Below are 19,278 nucleotides of genomic sequence, written 5' to 3'. Positions count from 1 at the left end.
AACCCGCGCGCACCGGCACGTCGTCCCGCCGCTACCGGCCCAGGGACAGCTCCCCACGCGACGGGACGTCCACCACGCGGACCTCCGGCCCCCCCGGCGTCCCCGTGTGGAAGGCACCCCACACCACCGTGTAGCGCCCGGGCGGCAGCCCGTTGACCACCACCTGCTCGGAGCGAGGCTGGTAGACGAGATACGCCCAACGCGAGCGCAGCAGCTCCTGCGAGGCGGGCGCCCCTGGGGACGACACGTCGCCCGCGACGACCCAGAGCGCCATGCCCCGCTCGGGCTTGAGCTGCACGGTGAGGGAGGCCGTTCCTGGAGCGGGGCCCAGGTCCAGGCGCATCTGCTCCCCGCTCACCTGGGCGATGATGGCGGGCTCCCCGGAGAACTCGCGCCCCACGCCCAGCACGAAGCGGTAGCTCCCCGGCGCGGCCTCCACGGAGTAGGAGCCATCCGGTCCGGTGACGAGCGTCAGCGGCTCACCCCGGTCCCCGTTGACCGCCGCCACCTCGACGCCCGCCGCGGGCTGTCCTCCGGGGAGGAAGACGCGACCGCTGAGCCGCGTCGCCTGCCGCAGCGACAGCACCAGCGCGCTCCGGTCCCCCCGCTCCACGAGCTGCGTCGCGCTCAACCGGCCCTTCCGCGCGGTCACCGAGTAGCGCGCGACATAGGGCGGACTTCCCAACGAGAAGCGCCCGTCCGGGCCCGACAACACCGACTCCTCGCAGACCTCGCAGGTGATGACGGCATCCGCGACGGGGGCGCCGCCCGCGTCCTTCACCTGGCCGGAGATGCTGGGCAGCTTGTCCAGCACCAGCTCGCCGAGGTCGGACTGCGTCGCCGGACGATCCACCATCAACGGCTCGTAGCCCGCCGCGTCCACCGAGGCGATGACGCGCTCGCCCGCCGTGGGCAACGGCAGCTCGAACTGGCCCTCGGGGTGGTCCACGTGGTTGTCGTCGATCCGGAACCGGCGGACGACGGCCCCGTCACTGCCCACGACACGGCCCCGGAAGACGGCGCGCTTCTTCACCACGACCTTCACGGGAGGACCGCCCGCCTTGCCCTCGGCGCGCTCCACCTGGTCGTAGCCCGAGTGCTTCGCCTCGATGCGATAGCCGCGATCCGGCCGGAGCGAGCGGAACTCGAAGTGCCCTCGCGCGTCGCTCTGCACCGGCTCGGCGCCGCGTGGGACCACCATCAAGGACGCGCCCGCGACCGGCGCGCCCTCCGTGTCGACCACGTCCCCCACGAGCGGCGCCCCCGGCTTCAGCTCGGCCTCGAGCTTCAGCGTCTGCCCGTCCATCACCGTCACCTGCCGCCGCTCGGAGGGCTGGTAGTCCGGGTGCGAGGCCACCATCGTATACGTGCCCTCGGGCAGGCCGCGCATGGGCACCACGCCGTCCGGTCCGGACGAGCGGTCGCTGCGGAAGATGCCCTCCTGGTCCACCCACAGCACCACGTCCGCCCCCTCCACGCGCCGGCCCTCGGACGACACCGTGACCTCGACCGCGGCATGGGGCTCCAACGAGAGCTCCACTCCGGACGCGGGCGCCGTCACCTTCAACTGGCCACCGCCCCACTCCGAATGGTGCGCGTGCAGCTCGTAGAGCCCCGCCGTGGGCACCTGCGCGACGAAGTTGCCATCGCCGTCCGCGAGGATGGCCTCGCCCGTGGGCTGGACGAGCACGGACACACGGGGCGCGGGACGGCCGTACTGGTCCATCACCCGCCCGGTGATGAGCGTCGCCCGCTGGAGCTCCAGCTCCACCGACGTCTCCCCCCGCCCCACACGGGCCGGGAGCTGCGCGTCCTGGAACCCCTCCGCCTTGCCCTCCAACACGTAGTCCCCGGTGGCCAGCGGCCCCAGCTCGACGAGCGTCCCGGTGCTCCCGCGTTCGCTGCGCACCAGGTCTCCATGCGCGGTGCGGAGCACGAGCTGCGGGTTGGGGACCGGCTGTCCCTCCTCGTCCACCACCGTGACGAGCAGCTTGCCGGCCACCTCCAGCTCCAGCGTCACCTGCGTGACGCGCGCGTCGAGCGTCAGCGTGCGCGGAATCGAACCCAGCCCCGGCGCCTCCGCCGTCACCACCAGCTCGTCGGGATAGAGGCCGGTGAAGCGCACCACCTCGCCCTCCGTGCGCAGCTCGCGGGAGAGGTGGTCCGCGCGCAGGCGCACCGTGGCCGCCGCGGGCTTGCCCTCGCGCACGACGCGGACCTCCAGCGTCCTGGCTGGCGTGAGCCGCAGGCGCACGGGCTGCGAGCCCGCCTCGACCTGGGACTCCACGGCGGGCACGTATCCCTCCGCCATCGCGAGCACGTAGAACGGCCCCTCGCCCAGGCCCTCGAGCGCGAAGCTGCCATCCCCCTGGGTCTCCGCCTCGAACGCCAGCGGCACCTTGCGGGACACCGCGTGCACGCGCGCCGTCCGCACCGGCTGCCCCGCCTCGTCCACCACCTGGCCCCGCAGGCTCCGCAGGGGCGGGAGGAAGAGCTCCACGGGATCCCCGGGCGCCGCCCGGTCCCTCAACGCGACGCCCAACCCCGCGGCCTTCGCCCAGACGGAGAAGGACACGCCCACCAGGTGCTCGAAGCGGAAGCGCCCCTGCGCGTCGGTGCGCGCGGTCGCGCGCGGCGTGAGGAAGCCCCGCTGCTGCTCGAAGAAGGCGAGCGCGTGCAGCGCCGTCTCGTGCGCCTGGCAGGACAACAGGGCCAGACCGCACTCGTCACACCGCACGTCGACCAGGGTCCGCTCGGCGCTCGCGGCGAGGAAGACCTCCGCGTCGGGGACCGGACGCCCCGAGGGGTCCAGGACGCGCCCGGTGAGCGCCAGCCCCTCCTGGCCACCGGAAGAGACCTCCACGGCGGAGAACTCGGGCAACCCCTTGGACGCGGTGAGGGGTCCACGCGGGGCCCCCGACTCCCGCGTGTCCGCCCCGGGGCGACTCCAGAGCCACGTCGCTCCGAGCGCCACCAGGGCCAGCGTCACCCCTATGAGGATCCACTTGCGCATGCGCACGTCGGCGGGACCATAGCCCGCGGCCGGCCCCCGAACGGACGATTCCGACCTGAAATTCCGGGCTCGTCCGCCTCAGGACGCTCCGACAGGGGGGCTCGCTGTCGCGTGCCCGACGGAGCGCGGCTCGGGAACACCGCGGCGCTTCGGGTGTTAGGACTTGCCCTCGAGCGCGTCCAGGCGCCGCTCCACCTGCTCGAACCGCTCGTTCGTCGAGTCCGCCAGCGTCCCCAACAACCGGGCCATGCGTCCCGCGTGCGTCTCCATGCGCTGGAGGCGCCCGGAGAGCGAATCCACGGTGCCCGTCATCGCGTCGAGGGTGTCGAGCATGGAGTCCATGTTGGAGCGCATCGACTCAATGCTGATACGCATCGCGCCCATCCCCGCCCCCAGGATGCGCACGTCCATCCGCGTGTCCTGCAGCTCCTGCCGGAGCTCGGTCACCTCGCCCAGCAACCGGACCATCACGTCCCCGCCGACCGCCCTCGCCATCCGCCCTCCACGTCCGTTCCCCAGGGAACGTACGCGGGAGGTCTGACGCGCGGCGGTTTCGTGTCCCGTCGAACGAGTTCGTCGCGAGCGCATGGCGGGAGGCCTCACTCCTCGGCGAACGGCTGGATGGCCTGGGCCACGGCGAGCTCCTGCCGCGCCTCGCTCAGCTCCGAGTTGGTGGCGCGCAGCCGGTCGCTGAGCACCTGCACGAAGCTCCACAGCATCTTCACCGCGAGGATGGACTCGCGCTTCATCAGCCCCATCAGGTCCGGGCGGGAGATCACCATGGTCCGCGTGGGCTCCGTCGCGCGCACCGTCGCCGAGCGCGGCGCGTTGTCGATGAGCCCCATCTCGCCGAAGTGCCCCCCCGAGCGCAGCTCCGCGATCTCCACGCCGTTCTTCTCGATGGCCACGCGCCCTCGGATGACGACGAACAGCTCCTCGCCCGGCTGTCCCTCCACCACGATTTCACGGCCCGCCGGATAGGTGCGCGTGGTCGCGATGGACAGCACCGCCGTCTGTTCCTTGTACGTGAGGTGACGGAAGAGCGGGATCTTGCGCAGCGCCTCCATGCGCGACTGCGCCTCGCTCGTCTCCTCGCTGGACATGGTGGCGCTGTCGCCCGCCACCTTCACCACCACCGCGGTGATGTTGTCCTTGCCACCGCGCTCGTTGGCCAGGTCGATGAGCCGCTTGGGCAGATCTCCCGGCGAAAGCCCCGCCACCAGCGGTAGCAGTTCCTCGTCCTCGAGGTAGCCGTGCAGACCGTCCGAGCACAGCACGAACATGTCGCCCGGCATCAGGTCCACGATGAGCGTGTCGACCTGCACGGAGTCCTGGATGCCCACCGCCCGTGTAATCACGTTGCGGTACTGTGACGTGGCCGCCTGCTCCTTCGTGATGGTGCCGGCCTTGAGCTGCGCGGCCACCAGCGTGTGGTCCTCCGTCAGGCGGTGACACTGGCCGTGGCGGACCAGGTACACGCGGCTGTCGCCGACGTGGCCGATGACGCCCTTGTTGCCCCCCACCGCGAGGCACACGAACGTCGTGCCCATGCCGCGCTTCGTGGAGTCCGTCATCGCCGTGCGGTAGATGTCCGAGCAGGCCCGCTGGACGGAGACCTCCACCAGCGCCGCCGCCGCCGAGCGACTGTCCGCCGTGGGGTTGTTCCCCAGGTCCTTGAGCAGGTGGCGGTTGGCCGTGATGTGCTGCTTGACGACCTCCGTCGCCCGAGCGCTGGCCACCTCGCCCGCCGCGTGCCCGCCCATGCCGTCGGCGACCACGTAGAGGCCGAGCCCCACATCCACCAGCATCGCGTCTTCGTTGTGCTGCCGCTTGCGGCCGACGTCGGTCAGTCCGAAGGCTTCTGTGGTCAAGGCCACCGCGAACACTCCCGTGTGTGACTGTGGGCGACTTCGCACGTTACGCAGGCCACTTGAGACGTGGCAAGGCTCAGGGAGCCATCCGCGCCGCCAGCATCCGGACGAAGCCACCCGGCGTATAGAACGCCAGCTCCACCTGCCCGAAGCGCAATCGCGCCCCATCCTCCAGGGGCACGGGCTTGCGGGGGGTGAGCCGAACCCCTCCGAGGAACGAGCCGTTCTTCGAGCCCGCATCCGTCAGCAGGAAGCCCGCCTGCGCCTCGTCCCGGGCAAACCACGCGTGGAACCGGGACACACTCCCGTCATCCAGCACCACGTCGTTGTTACCCGTCCGCCCCACGGTGATGCCCCGGCCGAAGGCGTTCGTCCGGGACTTCACCACCGGGAACACCACCGCCTCGCTCGCCCCCAGCGTCGGGGGCCCCGCGTTCGTCACCGTCTTCAGCCGGTACTCCTCCTGCTCCACCGTCAGCTCCGGGACGGGTAAGGGCAGGAAGACGAGCAACCCGGGCGGCAGGTGCCGCTCGAGGTCACCCCGATTGCGCAGGTATCGCGAGACGTGGGCGCTGAGCAGCTCGGGCATAGGAAGAGTCGCGGTGGGGGGAACGGGCCGCGACTCCAGTCTACACCGACTTCAGCGCCAATCCGCGAACAAGCCGAACATCGGGCCACCCACGAAGGTCCGGCCGAGGCTCCGGCGCTTGAGGCCGAAGGGCTCCGCGTAGCCGGCCGCGACGCCGAAGGCGACCTGGTCGAACTGGTAGCCAATCTGGATGCGGCCATCGATGATGCCCGCGGTGCGCTTGTCGGCGGCGTTGCCACCATCGAAGTGCGCGCCATAGAAGACGGGGCCGCCGGTGACCTGGAACCCCCAGTGGGCGCCCTCCTTCAGGTGGTTGCGGTAACCGACGCCCACCTGGGCCGTGTGCTCGTAGTAGGAGCCGAGCAGCGTGTGCGGTTCACTCTTGTCCTGGGTCGGCATGGAGGCTCCCCAGCCCAGCCCGCCCTCCACCAGGAACACGAACGCGTCCTTCCGATCCTGGAAGAAGGTGAACTGCCACTGCACCTTCAGCCGGGGGGTGATGGTGTCGTCCCGGAACGACGCCCCCAGGAAGACGCCTCGAGGCAGCCAGGCGGGCGACGGCGAGGTGTGCTCGCGGCGGGTGAGCGTCTGCGCCTGGGCCGCGGAGGTCAGCCCAAGCGACAAAACCAGCAAAACAAGGAGCTTGCGGAGCATGGTTCCCTTACCCGCCACGGCGCGGACCGCTTGTCAACGAAGTGTTGGGTTGGCTATGACGCGTTCGTTACTTGCGGATGGGCAAGGGGCCGGGCCATGCCTGGAGCCACCCGCCGCGAGGCACAAGGAGCGGGACACCGCATGCCAGTCGTGACAGTCCGGGCCGGGAACAAGCAGGGCTCGGGAAGGTTCGACACCCTGGTTCGCAGGGCCACGGAGAAGGCCTCCGACCTGCTGGAGCAGAGTGGTCGGGTGCTCGTGGTGTACGAGAAGGGAAGCGCGAGCATCTATTACGAGGGAGAGGGCCAGGAGCCCCTCCGCGCTCCCGCGCCCCGCGTCTCCTGAGCCGGGCCGACACGCCCGGCGGTCTCCCCGACCTTCCTCGCGTTTCCAGGCGGAACCCCCGCGGCGCGACGTGCGTCCAGGAGGGACCCAGCCCGCCTTCAGCGAAGGAACATCTCCGTGCGCCTGATCCTCGTCGCCTCCCTGCTCGCCCTCGTCGGCTGCAGCACCGCCCGGCCCACCGCGGCGTCGCTCGCGCCGGAGCTCCCCGCCACGGGCTCGGCGCCTGGGTCGATCCAAACGGGCCGCACCATCCTCCGCAACGCCCACATCCGACTGGAGCGCTCAGAGCCCGAGCAGGGTCCGGTGGAGGCCACGAAGCTGGCGCAGGCCCATGGAGGCTACGCGCAGCGCGCGTCCAGCGAGTCCGTCACGGTGCGCATCCCCGCCGCGCGGCTCGACGCCTTCCTCGACGCCCTGCCGACCCTGGGCGAGGTGGAGGACAAGTCCGTCTACGCCGAGGACGTGACGGAGACGCACCTGGACATGCAGGTGCGACTGGAGAACCTCAAGCGCGTCCGCGAGCGCTACCTGGAGCTGCTCCAGCGGGCCGTCACGGTCGAGGACACCATCAAGGTGGAGAAGGAGCTGGAGCGCGTGACGGCGGAGTACGAGTCGCTCAAGACGCAGTTGGAGCGGTTGGAAGGCCAGGCCGCGCTCGCCTCCGTGACGCTCGTCTTCGACCGCCCCACCCGTCCGGGCCCGGTGGGCTGGGTGTTCTATGGCCTGGGCAAGGCCGTCAAGTGGCTGTTCGTCTGGGACTGACGCCCGGGCTCACGACTCGTCGAGCTTGCGGTAGAGCGTCCGGCGGTTGATGCCCAGGATGCGCGCGGCGGCGGCCTTGTTGCCGCCCTGGGCATCCACCACGCGGCGCACGTACTCGCGCTCGACCTCCTCCAGCGGCAGCGCGTCTCCGGAGGTCTGCTGGAAGAGCGCCGGCCTGCCCCCCTCGCCCCCAGGCAGCTCGAAGTCCTCCGGCAACAGCGTGTCGTGGTCCGACATGGCCACCGCGCGCTCGAGCAGGTTGGCCAGCTCGCGGACGTTGCCGGGCCAGGCATGACTCATGAGGCGCCGCATCGCGGACGCGGACACGCCGACCACCTCCCTCGCGCGCGGGCCGCCCAGCCGTCCGAGGAAGAAGTCCACCAGCGGGACGATGTCGTCGCGCCGCTCGCGCAGCGGGGGGACCTCGAGGCGGATGACGTTGAGGCGGTAGTAGAGGTCGGGTCGGAAGCGGCCCTCGCGCAGGAGCACCTCCAAGGGGCGATTGGTCGCGGCGAGGACGCGGGCGCGCACCGTCACCTCCGAGTTCGCCCCCAACGGGCGCACCCGCCCCGTCTCGAGCGCCTGGAGCAGCTTGGCCTGGACCTCCAGCGACAGCTCGCCCACCTCGTCGAGGAAGAGGGTGCCGCCCGCCGCCGCGGCGAAGACACCTGCCCGGTCCTCGCGCGCGTCGGTGAAGGCCCCCCGCCGCACGCCGAACAGCTCGCTCTCCGCGAGGCTCGGGGGGAGGGTCGCGCAGTTGAGCTGGAGGAAGGGCTCGCCGCGCCGGGCACTCGACTCGTGGATGAGTGAGGCGAGCGCGCTCTTCCCCGTCCCCGTCTCGCCCGTGAGCAACACCGTGGAGTCCGTGCGCGCCGCCTTGCGCGCCATGTCCAGCACCTTGCGCATGGCGGGGCTGCGCGCCACGAGCCCCCCGGGCGACTCGGTGGGCACCGCCGCGCGCAGGCGGACGATCTCCCGTCGCAGCTGACGCTCGCGGAACGCCCGCTCGATGGCGAGCACCAGCTGGTCGATGTTGAAGGGCTTGGTGACGAAGTCGCAGGCCCCCGCCTTCACGGCCGCCACCGCCAGCTCGATGCTGCCGAACGCGGTGATGAGCAGGACGAGCTGCCCCGGCTTCTCCGCGAGCAGCACCTCCAGCAGCTCCGTGCCACGCATGCGCGGCATCTCCACGTCGGAGATGACGAGGTCGAAGGACTCCTTGCCGAAGCGGGCCACCGCCTCCTCGGGCGAGGTGAGCCCCGTCGTCTGGTAGCCCCGAGCGCCCAGGCTCTCGCACAGGAAGTCCACCACCCCGGCGTCGTCATCCAGGACGAGCAACCGCTCTCCACGCCCGCTCATGCCACCACCTCCTTCGACTCCGCTTCTCCAGCCACCGGCAGGAACACCTGGAAGAGGCTGCCCTCCCCTGGACGCGAGGACACCGCCATCGTCCCCCCGTGCTCGTTGACGATGGACTTCACCACCGCGAGCCCCAGCCCCGTCCCGCCCTGCTCGGACCATGTGCTGAAGAAGGGCTCGAAGATGTGCTCCACCCGCTCCGCGTCGATGCCCACGCCGGTGTCCTCCACCGACAGGCAGATGCCGGCGCGCTCCGGCAGGCTGGGCGCGATGCGGAAGTTCGCGGGCGCGAGCGCCAGGCGCACCGTCCCGCCACGCGAGGTGGCACGGAGCGCATTGGTCAGCAGGTTCAACGCGACCTGCTGCACTCCGTCTCCGTCCGCGAACACGCGCGGCAGGGATGGCGCCAGTTCGGACACCAACCGCACGTCACGCTTGCGCGCCTCGTGCTCCAGGAGGTCCACCACGGCGCGCACCGGCGCGGCGACGTCGAGCACGTCCCGCCGCGTCGGCTTGCGGCGGGAGAGGTCGAGCAGTTGGCGCACCGTGCGCGCGATGCGCTCGGACTGCTCGACGAGGATGTTCGCGTTGCGGCGGACGTCCTCCGGCAGCTCGGTGCGCGCGGCGAGCGCCTGGGCCCGACCCCCGAGGATGAGCAGCGGCGAGCCGATCTCATGCGCGAGCCCCGCCGACAGTTGTCCGAGCGTGACGAGCTTGTCGACACGCTGGAGTCCCGCCTCCAGGGCGATGCGCGCCTCCACCTCCTCGGTGAGCCTCCCTCGCGCCTCCCCCAGCTCCTTCACCATCGCGTTGAAGGCGTGCGCGACCTCGCCCACCTCGTCGTCGCGCTCGGCGACGACCGACGTGGTGAAGTCGCCCCCACGCACCGCGCGCATCGCGCCGACCATCCGCTCCAGGGGCCGCTGGATGTAGAGCAGCATGAGGAGCCACCCCACCGCGGAGATGCCGACGATGAGCGTCAGCGTCGACAGGAGCGTGGAGAACCGCGTGGACTCCAGGTCCAGGCGCAGACCGTCGAGGGGTTTGACGACGCCCACCGCCCCCAGGCTGCCGCCCGTGTCGTTGTGCAGGGGCAGGACGATGGACAGGTGATCGAGTCCACCCTCCCCTCCGAACCGGGTCACGACTCCATGGGCCTTCATCACCTGGACGGCCTCCGCCTCGACGAGCGGGAGCGAGCGGGAGCTGCCCAGGGAGCGCGCCACCAGCGCCCCCTTCGCGTCGAAGACGAGCACGTCCACCGTGGGGTCCTTCAGCTCGAGCGACTCCAGCATCTTCCCCACGTCCCCGGACTGCCCGTCCCGGACCGCGTTCTCCATGGCCACCTGGAGCGCCGTCGCCAACAGCCGAGACGCCTGCTCCGTGGCCGTCCGCAGCTCCATCTCCTCCTTCTGGAGTTGGCTGTACCCGTAGGAGCCCAGGATGACGGCGCTCGTGAGGGTGAGGCCCAGGCCCAGCTTCGTGGAGATTCGCACGGCCGCACTGTGGCGAAAGTGCACAGGTGATTCAATCCGCCTCAGCCACGCCTGCTCCCCGAGCGTCATCCACTCCTGTAATTCCAAGAGGTTGGCGAATGACGCGGTTGGACCAGGACTTGCCCAGGGCTGGGGCATGACACGGACCCTGTTGATGGGCCTCCTGGCCCTCTCCGCCGCCGGCTGCACGAGCGCGGCCGCCCCCTCGCCCACCCCGGAGCGCACCGCAGCCAGTCCCCAGAAGGACGGCGTCATCCAGCTCGCCGAGGCCTCGCAGGCCTTCGTCGCCGTCACCCCCGTCCAGCCGGACCCGAGCGGAGCGCTGCTCCAGGCCCCGGCGCGGGTGGCGTTCCGGGATGAAGCCGTCTCGCGCCTGGCGGCCCCGCTGGCCGGCCGCGTGGTCACCGTCCATGTGCGCACGGGCGACACGGTGAAGCAGGGTGACGCGCTCGTGACGCTCGATTGCCCGGAGGCCGCGGCGGCGCGCACGGCGGTGGCCACGTCCGGGGCGGCGTTGCGCGAGGCCCAGTCCGCGTTCGAGCGCGAGCGGCGCATGTTCGACCAGGGCGTGAGCACGGAGCGGGAGCGGCTGGCCGCCGAGACGCGGCTGACCGAGGCGCAGGCCGAGCTGGCGCGCGCCCAGGCGTCCGTGGGCTTCGTGGGCGCTGGCGGTGGCACCACGGTGGTGCTGCGCGCGCCGCTGGCGGGCACGGTGTTGTCGCGGAGCGCGGCGGTGGGCAGCGCGGTGCAGCCGGGCGGCGAGCCGCTGGTGGAGGTCGGGGACCCGTCCGCGCTGTGGGTCGTGGCCGAGGTGTTCGAGCGAGATTTGCCGCAGGTGCGCGAAGGCGCGCGCGTCAAGGTCACCCTTCCCTCCGTGCACGCGCCGCTGGAGGGCACGGTCACGTCGGTGGGCGCCGTCGTCACGACGGGCTCGCGCACGGCGCCGGTGCGCGTCGCGCTGGCGGAGACACCCGCGGGGCTGCGGCCGGGGATGTTCGGTCGCGTCCGCATCGACGCGGCGGAGGCGAGCCTGACGCTGCCGGTGGAGGCGGTGCTGCTGCGCAACGGCAAGGAGTCGGTGGTCTACGTGAAGCAGGACGAGCGCACGTTCGTGCGGCGCTCCGTCGTCATCGCTCCGCCGGTGGACGGCCGCGTGCAGGTCATCGCGGGCCTGACGCAGGGCGAGCAGGTCGTCACCAAGGGCGCGCTGCTGCTCGACGGAGCGGCGGACCAGTTGCTCTGAGCGCCACGAGGACGTCCCCATGTTGAAAGCACTCATCGCATTCTGTGTCCGCAGTCGCCTGCCCGTCCTCGCGCTGACGCTGGGCATCGGCCTGTTCGGCGTGAAGGCCTACCTGGACACGCCTGTCGAGGCGTTCCCCGACGTCACCAACCTCCAGGTCAACGTCATCGCGCAGATGCCGGGGCTCGCCCCCGAGGAGATCGAGCGCCAGGTGACGGTGCCCCTCGAGCGCGTGCTCAACGGCACGCCGGGCATGGTCCAGATGCGCAGCGAGAGCCTCTTCGGCCTCTCGCTCATCTTCCTCACCTTCGATGACGACGTGGACCCGTTCAAGGCCCGCACCACCGTCTCCGAGCGACTGGCCAGCGCGGACCTGCCCGACGACGCGGACGCGCGTCTGGCGCCCGAGGCCACGCCCCTGGGCAAGGTCTACCAGTTCCGCGTGCTGAGCGACCGGCACACGCTGACGGAGACGCGCTCGGAGATGGAGTGGAGCATCGCGCGCCACCTCCGGCAGGTCCCCGGCGTCGCGGACGTGCTCAGCCTGGGCGGATTCCTGAAGGAGTTCCACGTCCAGGTCGACCCCTCGCGACTGCTCGCCCACGGGTTGACGCTCGCCGACGTCACCCAGGCCCTGGAGCGCTCCAACCGCAACGTCGGCGGCGGGTTCCTGAAGCAGGGAGACCAGGAGCTGCTCATCCGCGGCGTGGGCTACCTGCGTGGCGCCCGCGACGTGCAGGACATCGTCCTCAAGAGCGAGGACGGCACGCCCGTGACGGTGGGTGACGTCGCGCGCGTGGTGGCGTCCCACACGCCCCGGCGCGGCTCCGTGAGCCACGACCTGGACATGGACGTCACCGAGGGCGTCGTCCTCCTGCGTCGAGGTGAGAATCCGAGCGCCGTGCTGGAGGGTGTCCACGCCAAGGTGAAGGAGCTGAACGAGCGCGTGCTCCCCCAGGGCATGCGCATCGAGCCGTTCTATGACCGGAACACGCTGGTGCAGCACGCGCTGGGCACCGTGCACCACAACCTGTTGCACGGAGCCATCCTGGTGGTCGCCGTGGCGTGGCTGTTCCTGCGGAGCCTGCGCTGCTCGCTCATCGTCGCGTCGGTCATCCCGCTGGCATTGCTCACGGCCTTCATCGGACTGCGGATGGTGGGGCTGCCCGCCAACCTCATCTCCATGGGCGCCATCGACTTCGGCATCCTCGTCGACGGCGCGGTGGTGCTGGTGGAGAACGTGCTGCACGAGGCCGCGATGCGGCGGCCCAAGCGGCGCAAGGAGATGCTCGGCCTCATCCTCCACTCGGCGCTCGACGTGGCCCGGCCCACGTTCTTCGCCATGGCCATCATCATCGCCGCGCTCATCCCCGTGTTCACCCTGGAGCGCGTGGAGGGCCGCATCTTCCGCCCCCTGTCGCTGACCTACAGCTTCGCGCTCGTGGGCGCGCTGGTGTTCGCGCTGACGGTGATTCCCGCGCTGTGCGCGCTGTTCCTGCGCCCCAAGGACGCGGAGGTGAAGGAGCCCAGGCTGCTCGGCGCGCTGCGGACCAGCTACACGCGCGCGGTGACGTGGCTGCTGCCGCGCAAGGCGCTGGTGTTCGGCGGCATGGCGGCGCTGGTGCTCCTCACGGGCGTCATCGGCTCGCGGGTGGGTAGCGAGTTCCTCCCCGAGCTGGACGAGGGCGACATCAACATCTTCGTGGAGATGCCCGCAAGCATCTCGCTGTCGCGGGGCGCGGAGGTGCTGCTGGAGGTGCGCAGGCGCATCCTGGCGTTCCCCGAGGTGAAGGAGGTGCTCGTCGAGCAGGGACGTCCCGAGGACGGCACGGACAACGAGTCCGTCAACATGGGCAAGACGTTCGTGCGCTTCATCCCCGATGACCAGTGGCGCAAGGGCTGGGACAAGGAGCGCATCATCCGGGAGATGCGCGCGTCGCTGCTGGAGATTCCTGGCGTGAGCTTCAACTTCTCGCAGCCCATCAAGGACAGCGTGGAGGAGGCCATCAGCGGCGTGCGCGGCAAGGTGGTGCTCAAGATCTTCGGCACGGACCTGGCGGCCATGCGCTCCACGCTGGAGCAGGCGGTCGTCTCGCTCCAGAAGGTCGAGGGCGTGGTGGACCTGGGGCTCTACCGTGACTCCAGCGTCCCGCAGCTCCAGGTGGTGCTGGACCGTCCGGCCCTGGCCCGCGCGGGCATCGATGTCTCCACCGCGCAGGACCTGGTGGAGACGGCGCTCAGCGGCAAGGTGGTGACCGAGCTGTGGGAGCAGGAGCGTCCCGTCGCGGTGCGCGCCATCCTCGCCGGCACGGAGCGCGAGGACGAGGCCCGCATCGGCGACATCCTCGTGCCCACCGCCAGCGGCGGCCACGTGCCGCTGCGCGAGGTGGCGAAGCTGGAGAAGGCCCTGGGACGGGCGAGCATCAACCGCGAGGCCAACAGCCGCACCCTGGCGCTGAAGTTCAACGTCGAGGGCCGCGACATGGGCTCCACCATCCAGGAGGCCATGGCCACGGTGGAGAAGGAGGTGAAGATTCCCGAGGGGACGTTCATCAAGTGGGGCGGCGAGTTCGAGAACCAGCAGCGCGCCCTCGGTCGCCTCGCGGTCATCGTTCCGGTGTCCTTCCTCGTGGTGTTCGCCCTGCTCTACGCGGCCCTGGGCTCGGTGCGCAGCGCGGGCACCGTGCTGGCGGGTGCGCCCTTCGCCATGTGCGGCGGAGTGCTCGCGCTGGCGATCACCGGCGTCCCCCTGTCCGTCAGCGCGGCGGTGGGCTTCATCACGCTGCTGGGACAGGTGTGCCTCGCCTCGCTGCTGGTGGTGAGCGCGGTGGACGAACGCCGACGCGCGGGAGAGCCGCTGGAGATCGCGCTGCCCCAGGGTGCGGCGAGTCGCTTCCGCGCCGTGTTGATGACGGCGATGCTCGCGATGCTCGGCTTGTTCCCCGCCGCGCTGTCGACGGGCGCCGGGAGTGAGACGCAGCGGCCGTTCGCCATCGTCATCATCGGAGGGCTGGTGACGGCGGTGCTCGTGTCGCTGTTCGCGCTGCCGGCCTTCTACTCGGTCATCGTGGGCAAGCACTCCGCCTCGGACGAGACGCCGGACGACGACGAGCTGGATGCGGACGTGAAGTCGCTGGGTGACAACAACACCGCGGAAGCGGGCAAGGTGGGAGCGGTTGCGGCATGAAGCGGTTCATCTCGATGACGACGCTGTGGCTCACCCTGGCCTCGGGCAGTGCGATGGCGCAGGAGGCGACACAGGCCTCGCGACCTCCGGACCATGTCACCCTCGAACAAGCCTTGGAGCTGCTCGCGACGAGCAGCCCCTGGGCCACCGCGGAGCGCTCGCGCGTGGCCGTGACGGAGGCGGACCGTGTCGCGGCGGGCCTGCTCCCGAACCCGTCGCTCAGCTACAGCTCCCAGATGCTCGCGACGGGCGTCAACACCGGCTCGGCCATCACCCACCAGTTCACGGTGGAGCAACCGCTGCTCCTCTTCGGGCAGCGGGGGGCGAAGCGTGATCTCGCCGACCGGAGCGTGGCCGCCGAGCATGCGCGCGTGAAGGCCTCGCTCGCGGAGCGGGCGCTCTCCATCCGAGAGGCCTTCGCGTCCCTGCTCGCGAGCCAGGAGGAGCTGCGCGTCCTGGAGGAGATGTCGCAGGACCTGGGCCGCGTGGAGAAGGTGGTGAAGGGGCGGGCCGCCGCGGGTGACTCCAGCCGCTATGACGTGGAGCGCATCGAACTGGAGGGGCGGACGCTGGAGGTCGAGGTGATGAACGCCCGCGCCAGCGTGGACGACGCCTCGGGGAAGCTCGCCGGACTGCTGGGGATTCCGAACTGGAGTCCGCACGCGGAAGGGACGCTGCGATCGACGGGAGAGGCGCCGCCCTTGGAGACGCTCTGGGAGACGAGCCAGCAACAGCGGCCGTCGCTCGTCGCGGCGAGGGAGCGGCAGGAGGTGGCCCGGGGCGGGCTGAAGGTGGCGCGTCGGGAGGGGCTGCCCATCCCGTCCATCGCCGCCGGACTCCTGTTCACGCGCCACGAGAAGAGCACCCTGGGCTACGTCGGCATCGGGCTTCCCCTCCCCTTGTTCGACCGCAACCAGGGCGCCATCGCGCGAGCTTCCGCGGAGGTCGAAGCCGAGTCCCGCACGATGGACGCGGAGTTGGCGGAGGCACACGCGGAGCTGACGCGCGCCCATGCCGTGCTCGTGAAGCGGAAGGAGGCGCTCGCGCGACTGGACAAGGACGTGGTCGAGCGACTGCCCACGGTACGGAAGATGGCCGAGGACGCCTATCGCGAGGGACGCGGCGGAATCCTGGAGCTGCTCGACGCGCTGCGCTCGCTCAAGGACATGCGCGTGCTCCACCTCCAGCAGTGCGAGGCCGTGAAGCAGGCGGAGGCCGCGGTCCTGTTCGCCTCCGGACTGGACGCCCTGCCCACCGCGCAGTGAGCGTCAGGACGTGTAGCCGGACGCCGCGCCTCCGGTCCGGCTACACACGCACTCGGTCGATGGCATCGCGGATGGCCTTGCGCAACGCGGGGCCCTCCGTGAAGACGGCGGAGATATGGCCAGCGTCGAGGATGCGCAGCTCGCTGCCCGCCCAGTGCGCGTGCAGGGTCTGCGCCTCGGCGAGGGGCACGAAGCCGTCCTTCGCACAGGCGACGATGACGGCCGCGTCCGGCTGCGGAGGCGGCGGCAGCGTGCGGGCACTCGCGGCATCGAGGATGCTGGCCAACCGGGTGCGGGCCTCACCTTCGCTCGTCGAGAGTGACAGCGCGCGGAAGTTCACGGAGCGGGAGTGGGCCCCTCGCGTGAACACGGGCGCGGGTGACGCTCCCGCAGCGAGCGCGGCGACGCCCACCGGCATGGGCAGTGTCGCGGCGGTCAGCGCGGCCATGAAGCCCCCCATGCTGTAACCGGCGACGGCGACACGCTCGTAGCCCTGCGCCTTCGCGAAGGCCACGAAGGAGCGCGCCTCTTCGATGGTGGCCAGGTTCATGGTGAGCTGGTCGCTGACGGTGCGAACGTGCGGCCCCCGCTGGCCCAGCGCGCGCCGGACGCCGTAGTAGGGGTTCTCCAGCAGGAAGACATCGATCCCCTGCTCGGCGAGCGGCGCGAACAGCCACGAGCGGAGGAAATATCCCTCGTCCCGCGACGCGGCGAGGATGACGCAGGCCCCCCGAACGGGCCCCGGCTTCGCGGAGATGCGCCGCAGATGTCCCTGTCGAACCTCCTGCGGGAGCAAGGGACAGGGCGAGTCGAAGAACCCATCCACCACCAGGCGCCTCCCCTGCGTCAGGGGCCTCGCCCACCGGACCTCGAGCGGACGAACCTCCGGACACAGATGCGACATCAACGAGGGGCCCGTCAGGGCGGCCTCGTCCCCCCAGCCCTCGGAGAACAGCGAGGCGCTCACGCGGGCGCTGATGAACCGGTCGAGCAGGTGCATCCGCGATTCGGAGGCGCTCCCCGAGGTTCCTGTGCGCGACGCCATGGCAGCTCCCTTCGGCGGTGGAGGTCCCAGGCTCTAACAAGCCCCTGTCAAAGGGCCAACGGAGGCGCGTCCAGGCCCCAGTACACGCCAGCGCCACAATGTGCATCGCCTCCCTTCGCGATCCCATTGCCCTCGGAAACGCATGTGGTATAGAGCCGCCCCGTGACTCGGCACCTTGAGTCATCCTCCCTGCTGGACGAAGTCGGTCTCCCAGGGGGCGTGGTCAGGAAGTACTGGAAGTTCCGTAGTAAAAGCCGTAGGTTACGACTTACGGCCAGGTAGCTCACCTGGTTAGAGCGGCGGTCTCATAATCCGCAGGTAGTCGGTTCAAGTCCGACCCTGGCCACAAGCCCCGGAGTCACTCCTCGAGTGATTCCGGGGTTTTCTTTTGCGCCCTCCCCTTCGCCAACCCCAGGCGAGGCGCCGGCCGCCCCCTGCTGCCACCTCAGCCCATGCCCACCTCCACCGGGAGGTCCTGTCGTCTCGGACGCCCCATCCCGGAGGTCTCACCCCATGGAGCACGCGTCCCCCCTTCGCGACATCGCCTTCGGAGCCGCTTCGGGCCTGCTCGGCTCACGCCCGCCACAGAGAAGGCCGCGCGCATGGCCCTCCTCCCCTTGGGCATCGAAGTCGAGGGACGCCGCAAGCAGCAGCTCGGCAACCTCGTCCACTACGGCTACGGCACCTTCTGGGGGGCCATCTACGGCGCCCTCATGTCGCGCAGCCGCCGCCCGCCCGGGCGCTCGGGCCTGGGACTCGGCACCGCCCTCTTCCTCGCGGGCGACGAGTTCGCCGTCCCCGCCCTCGAGCTCTCCGCGCCCGCGCGGGAGACACCGGGAGCGGCCACCTCGCCGCGCTCGCCGCCCATTGGGTCTACGGCGCCACCACCGCCCTGACCTTCCGCGCCCTCACCCGCGCCGCAGCACGCGCACCATGAACGACGAAGGCCCCGCTCCCACGAGGGAAGCGGAGCCTTCCTCTTCACACCCGCCTCAGCTCACGAGTCGTAGCCCGTGTACCCCTGGAGCACGAGCACCTTGCCGCTCGACGGGTAGAACAGGACGGCCACCTTGTTGAACTGGTGGCAGTTGTGGCACGGCACCTCGTAGTCGGCGATCCACGCCTGGACGTTGCCGCCACCGGCGTACGCGTCGATCGCCGCGAGCAGCGCCACGCCGTTGCCGTAGTAGCCGTTCTCGAAGAACACGCTCTGCGACAGGCCCGCGCGGTTGGTGAAGACGCCGTCCTCGATGGCCGGGAAGCCCTGGTACTGCTGCGACAGCCCACCGTGGACCTCCTCCATGACCGCCTGGATGGTCGCGGGCGGGTTCGTGCACGCCGGCGTGCTGTACGCGTCGATGGGCTCCAGGTGGTGCCACGCGCCGTTGTTCGAGCCCGCGTTCCACGCCGCGATGGCCGGAGACAGCGACGAGGCGTCGACCGGCGTCAGCGACAGGGCCGCGGCCGGCGACACCTCACACAGGTTCGCCACGTACATACAGCGCGACACCTGGCGGTTCGACCCACAGTCACCGAAGTCCGTCGTGCCCGCCGGCTTCGAGTGGATGCAGGTGTAGACCTCCGGCAGGCACGGCGGCGACGGCCAGACCTGGTACGGGTCGTCCGTGGTCAGCGCCAGCGACGTCACGCGCGCCACCAGCCGCGCCGTCTTCTGCACCGACTGCCCACCCGCGGTGCTCGCGGTGAAGGTCAGCGGCGTGGTGTGCGGGTCCATGGCCTGCTTCACCGCCGTGTACGTCCAGTCCAGCTTGAACGTGTCCGCGTCCACGCGCGACACCTGCGGAATCCCGTCCTCCGCCGACACCGCCAGCGAGTCCGCCAGGACGTTCGCCCGGCCACGGTAGATGAGGTTGTCCCCACCGTGCACCACGTAGACCGGGTCCACCGCCTCCTCGATGTAGACGGAGCTGGCGCCGCGGAAGTCGAAGAAGCGCGGGAACACCTCGATCTTCGCCGTGTAGCTCGTCGGCGTACCCGTGAAGGTGTTGACGCTGATGAACAGCGGCAGGCCGGAGAGGATGCTGTTCAGCTCGTGCCCCTCGGGCAGCACCACCTCGAAGCGGCGCTCGCTGATGATGTTCGCCTTCCCGAACGCGTCGTCCGGGACGAAGCTGAACACGTTCTGCAGATAGCGGTTCGCCGTCGCGTGGAGGATGAGCGAACGGACGCCTTCGCGCGTCTCGAACGTCCCCATCGTCTCGAAGCTCAGCTCCAGCGAGGCCTCCGTCGCGTAGATGCGCGTCGCCGTCGCCGCGGCCTCGGATACCCCGACCTGCTCGTCGACCGCGACGTCTCCCGCGGATTCACCACAGCCCGTGAACGCAACTGCCCCCAGACACGCCAGCGCCAGTCCTCGAAGTTTCATCACGATGCTCCCGTCAAGAATGGATACTGCGAAAAGCCACAGTAGCTTGAGCACCCGGACAGA

The 19,278-nt window shown here is 70.7% G+C and carries 15 protein-coding genes and 1 tRNA gene; 7 read left to right on the top strand and 9 right to left on the bottom strand.

Annotated elements, in window-relative coordinates:
* Positions 1–31: 31 nt before the first annotated feature.
* The 5 genes from LZ198_RS31850 to LZ198_RS31830 all read right to left on the bottom strand — a co-directional run bounded on the left by LZ198_RS31850 (position 32) and on the right by LZ198_RS31830 (position 6,127).
* Positions 32–3,013 carry a carboxypeptidase regulatory-like domain-containing protein gene (locus LZ198_RS31850; protein WP_253975889.1) on the bottom strand — a complete coding sequence of 994 codons (2,982 nt, stop codon included), beginning with the start codon at positions 3,011–3,013 and terminating at the stop codon, positions 32–34.
* A 156-nt stretch (positions 3,014–3,169) separates the two neighbouring features.
* On the bottom strand, positions 3,170–3,508 hold the full coding sequence (locus LZ198_RS31845) for a hypothetical protein (RefSeq protein WP_253975888.1): 339 nt from the start codon (positions 3,506–3,508) through the stop codon (positions 3,170–3,172).
* Positions 3,509–3,612: 104 nt separating this feature from the next.
* Positions 3,613–4,899 carry a Stp1/IreP family PP2C-type Ser/Thr phosphatase gene (locus LZ198_RS31840; RefSeq protein WP_253975939.1) on the bottom strand — a complete coding sequence of 429 codons (1,287 nt, stop codon included), beginning with the start codon at positions 4,897–4,899 and terminating at the stop codon, positions 3,613–3,615.
* 61 nt (positions 4,900–4,960) lie between these two features.
* Positions 4,961–5,473: an FHA domain-containing protein gene (locus LZ198_RS31835; protein ID WP_253975887.1), complete on the bottom strand. Its 513-nt coding sequence runs from the start codon at positions 5,471–5,473 to the stop codon at positions 4,961–4,963.
* A 51-nt stretch (positions 5,474–5,524) separates the two neighbouring features.
* Positions 5,525–6,127 (bottom strand): hypothetical protein, encoded by a 603-nt coding sequence (locus LZ198_RS31830; protein WP_253975886.1) that lies wholly within the window; start codon positions 6,125–6,127, stop codon positions 5,525–5,527.
* Positions 6,128–6,268: 141 nt separating this feature from the next.
* Here LZ198_RS31830 and LZ198_RS31825 point away from each other — a divergent pair, with 141 nt between their 5' ends.
* Both LZ198_RS31825 and LZ198_RS31820 read left to right on the top strand, forming a co-directional pair.
* Complete coding sequence (locus LZ198_RS31825; protein WP_253975885.1) at positions 6,269–6,472, top strand: hypothetical protein; 204 nt, start codon at positions 6,269–6,271, stop codon at positions 6,470–6,472.
* Between the two features lie 117 nt (positions 6,473–6,589).
* A complete protein-coding gene (locus LZ198_RS31820; protein ID WP_253975884.1) occupies positions 6,590–7,234 on the top strand; it encodes a DUF4349 domain-containing protein in 645 nt (214 codons plus the stop codon).
* A gap of 9 nt (positions 7,235–7,243) precedes the next feature.
* Here the strand turns inward: LZ198_RS31820 and LZ198_RS31815 are convergent, their stop codons facing one another.
* The gene (locus LZ198_RS31815) at positions 7,244–8,593 is read right to left on the bottom strand and encodes a sigma-54-dependent transcriptional regulator (RefSeq protein WP_253975883.1); all 1,350 of its coding nucleotides are present in this window, start codon (positions 8,591–8,593) and stop codon (positions 7,244–7,246) included.
* Complete coding sequence (locus tag LZ198_RS31810; protein WP_253975882.1) at positions 8,590–10,089, bottom strand: sensor histidine kinase; 1,500 nt, start codon at positions 10,087–10,089, stop codon at positions 8,590–8,592. Before LZ198_RS31810 ends, LZ198_RS31815 begins: the two co-directional genes overlap by 4 nt.
* Positions 10,090–10,225: 136 nt before the next feature.
* On the opposite strand from LZ198_RS31810, the gene LZ198_RS31805 reads away from it, so the two are divergent.
* The 3 genes from LZ198_RS31805 to LZ198_RS31795 are packed head-to-tail and all read left to right on the top strand — an operon-like array spanning position 10,226 to position 15,784.
* Positions 10,226–11,332: an efflux RND transporter periplasmic adaptor subunit gene (locus tag LZ198_RS31805; protein ID WP_253975881.1), complete on the top strand. Its 1,107-nt coding sequence runs from the start codon at positions 10,226–10,228 to the stop codon at positions 11,330–11,332.
* 19 nt (positions 11,333–11,351) lie between these two features.
* The gene (locus tag LZ198_RS31800; protein WP_253975880.1) at positions 11,352–14,519 is read left to right on the top strand and encodes an efflux RND transporter permease subunit; all 3,168 of its coding nucleotides are present in this window, start codon (positions 11,352–11,354) and stop codon (positions 14,517–14,519) included.
* Positions 14,516–15,784, top strand: coding sequence for a TolC family protein (locus LZ198_RS31795; protein ID WP_253975879.1), 1,269 nt, complete (start codon positions 14,516–14,518; stop codon positions 15,782–15,784). Before LZ198_RS31800 ends, LZ198_RS31795 begins: the two co-directional genes overlap by 4 nt.
* A gap of 40 nt (positions 15,785–15,824) precedes the next feature.
* Here the strand turns inward: LZ198_RS31795 and LZ198_RS31790 are convergent, their stop codons facing one another.
* Positions 15,825–16,829, bottom strand: a complete 1,005-nt coding sequence (locus tag LZ198_RS31790) for an alpha/beta fold hydrolase (RefSeq protein ID WP_253975878.1) — start codon at positions 16,827–16,829, stop codon at positions 15,825–15,827.
* A 272-nt stretch (positions 16,830–17,101) separates the two neighbouring features.
* On the opposite strand from LZ198_RS31790, the gene LZ198_RS31785 reads away from it, so the two are divergent.
* Positions 17,102–17,175 (top strand) — tRNA-Ile (locus tag LZ198_RS31785).
* A gap of 256 nt (positions 17,176–17,431) precedes the next feature.
* A complete protein-coding gene (locus LZ198_RS31780; protein WP_253975877.1) occupies positions 17,432–17,725 on the top strand; it encodes a hypothetical protein in 294 nt (97 codons plus the stop codon).
* A gap of 101 nt (positions 17,726–17,826) precedes the next feature.
* On the opposite strand, the gene LZ198_RS31775 is transcribed toward LZ198_RS31780, so the two are convergent.
* Positions 17,827–19,215 (bottom strand): hypothetical protein, encoded by a 1,389-nt coding sequence (locus tag LZ198_RS31775; RefSeq protein WP_253975876.1) that lies wholly within the window; start codon positions 19,213–19,215, stop codon positions 17,827–17,829.
* Positions 19,216–19,278 lie beyond the last annotated feature (63 nt).

Source organism: Myxococcus dinghuensis, from assembly GCF_024198235.1.
Lineage (GTDB): Bacteria > Myxococcota > Myxococcia > Myxococcales > Myxococcaceae > Myxococcus > Myxococcus dinghuensis.
Note: the sequence above shows the minus strand (reverse complement) of the source record. Positions and strands in the feature narration are given on the sequence as shown.

Coding starts and splice junctions, on each gene's coding strand:
- LZ198_RS31850 (WP_253975889.1), bottom strand. CDS start 3,013: ATGCGCAAGTGGATCCTCATAGGGGTGACGCTGGCCCTGGTGGCGCTC.
- LZ198_RS31845 (WP_253975888.1), bottom strand. CDS start 3,508: ATGGCGAGGGCGGTCGGCGGGGACGTGATGGTCCGGTTGCTGGGCGAG.
- LZ198_RS31835 (WP_253975887.1), bottom strand. CDS start 5,473: ATGCCCGAGCTGCTCAGCGCCCACGTCTCGCGATACCTGCGCAATCGG.
- LZ198_RS31830 (WP_253975886.1), bottom strand. CDS start 6,127: ATGCTCCGCAAGCTCCTTGTTTTGCTGGTTTTGTCGCTTGGGCTGACC.
- LZ198_RS31825 (WP_253975885.1), top strand. CDS start 6,269: ATGCCAGTCGTGACAGTCCGGGCCGGGAACAAGCAGGGCTCGGGAAGG.
- LZ198_RS31815 (WP_253975883.1), bottom strand. CDS start 8,593: ATGAGCGGGCGTGGAGAGCGGTTGCTCGTCCTGGATGACGACGCCGGG.
- LZ198_RS31805 (WP_253975881.1), top strand. CDS start 10,226: ATGACACGGACCCTGTTGATGGGCCTCCTGGCCCTCTCCGCCGCCGGC.
- LZ198_RS31800 (WP_253975880.1), top strand. CDS start 11,352: ATGTTGAAAGCACTCATCGCATTCTGTGTCCGCAGTCGCCTGCCCGTC.
- LZ198_RS31795 (WP_253975879.1), top strand. CDS start 14,516: ATGAAGCGGTTCATCTCGATGACGACGCTGTGGCTCACCCTGGCCTCG.
- LZ198_RS31790 (WP_253975878.1), bottom strand. CDS start 16,829: ATGGCGTCGCGCACAGGAACCTCGGGGAGCGCCTCCGAATCGCGGATG.
- LZ198_RS31780 (WP_253975877.1), top strand. CDS start 17,432: ATGGCCCTCCTCCCCTTGGGCATCGAAGTCGAGGGACGCCGCAAGCAG.
- LZ198_RS31775 (WP_253975876.1), bottom strand. CDS start 19,215: ATGAAACTTCGAGGACTGGCGCTGGCGTGTCTGGGGGCAGTTGCGTTC.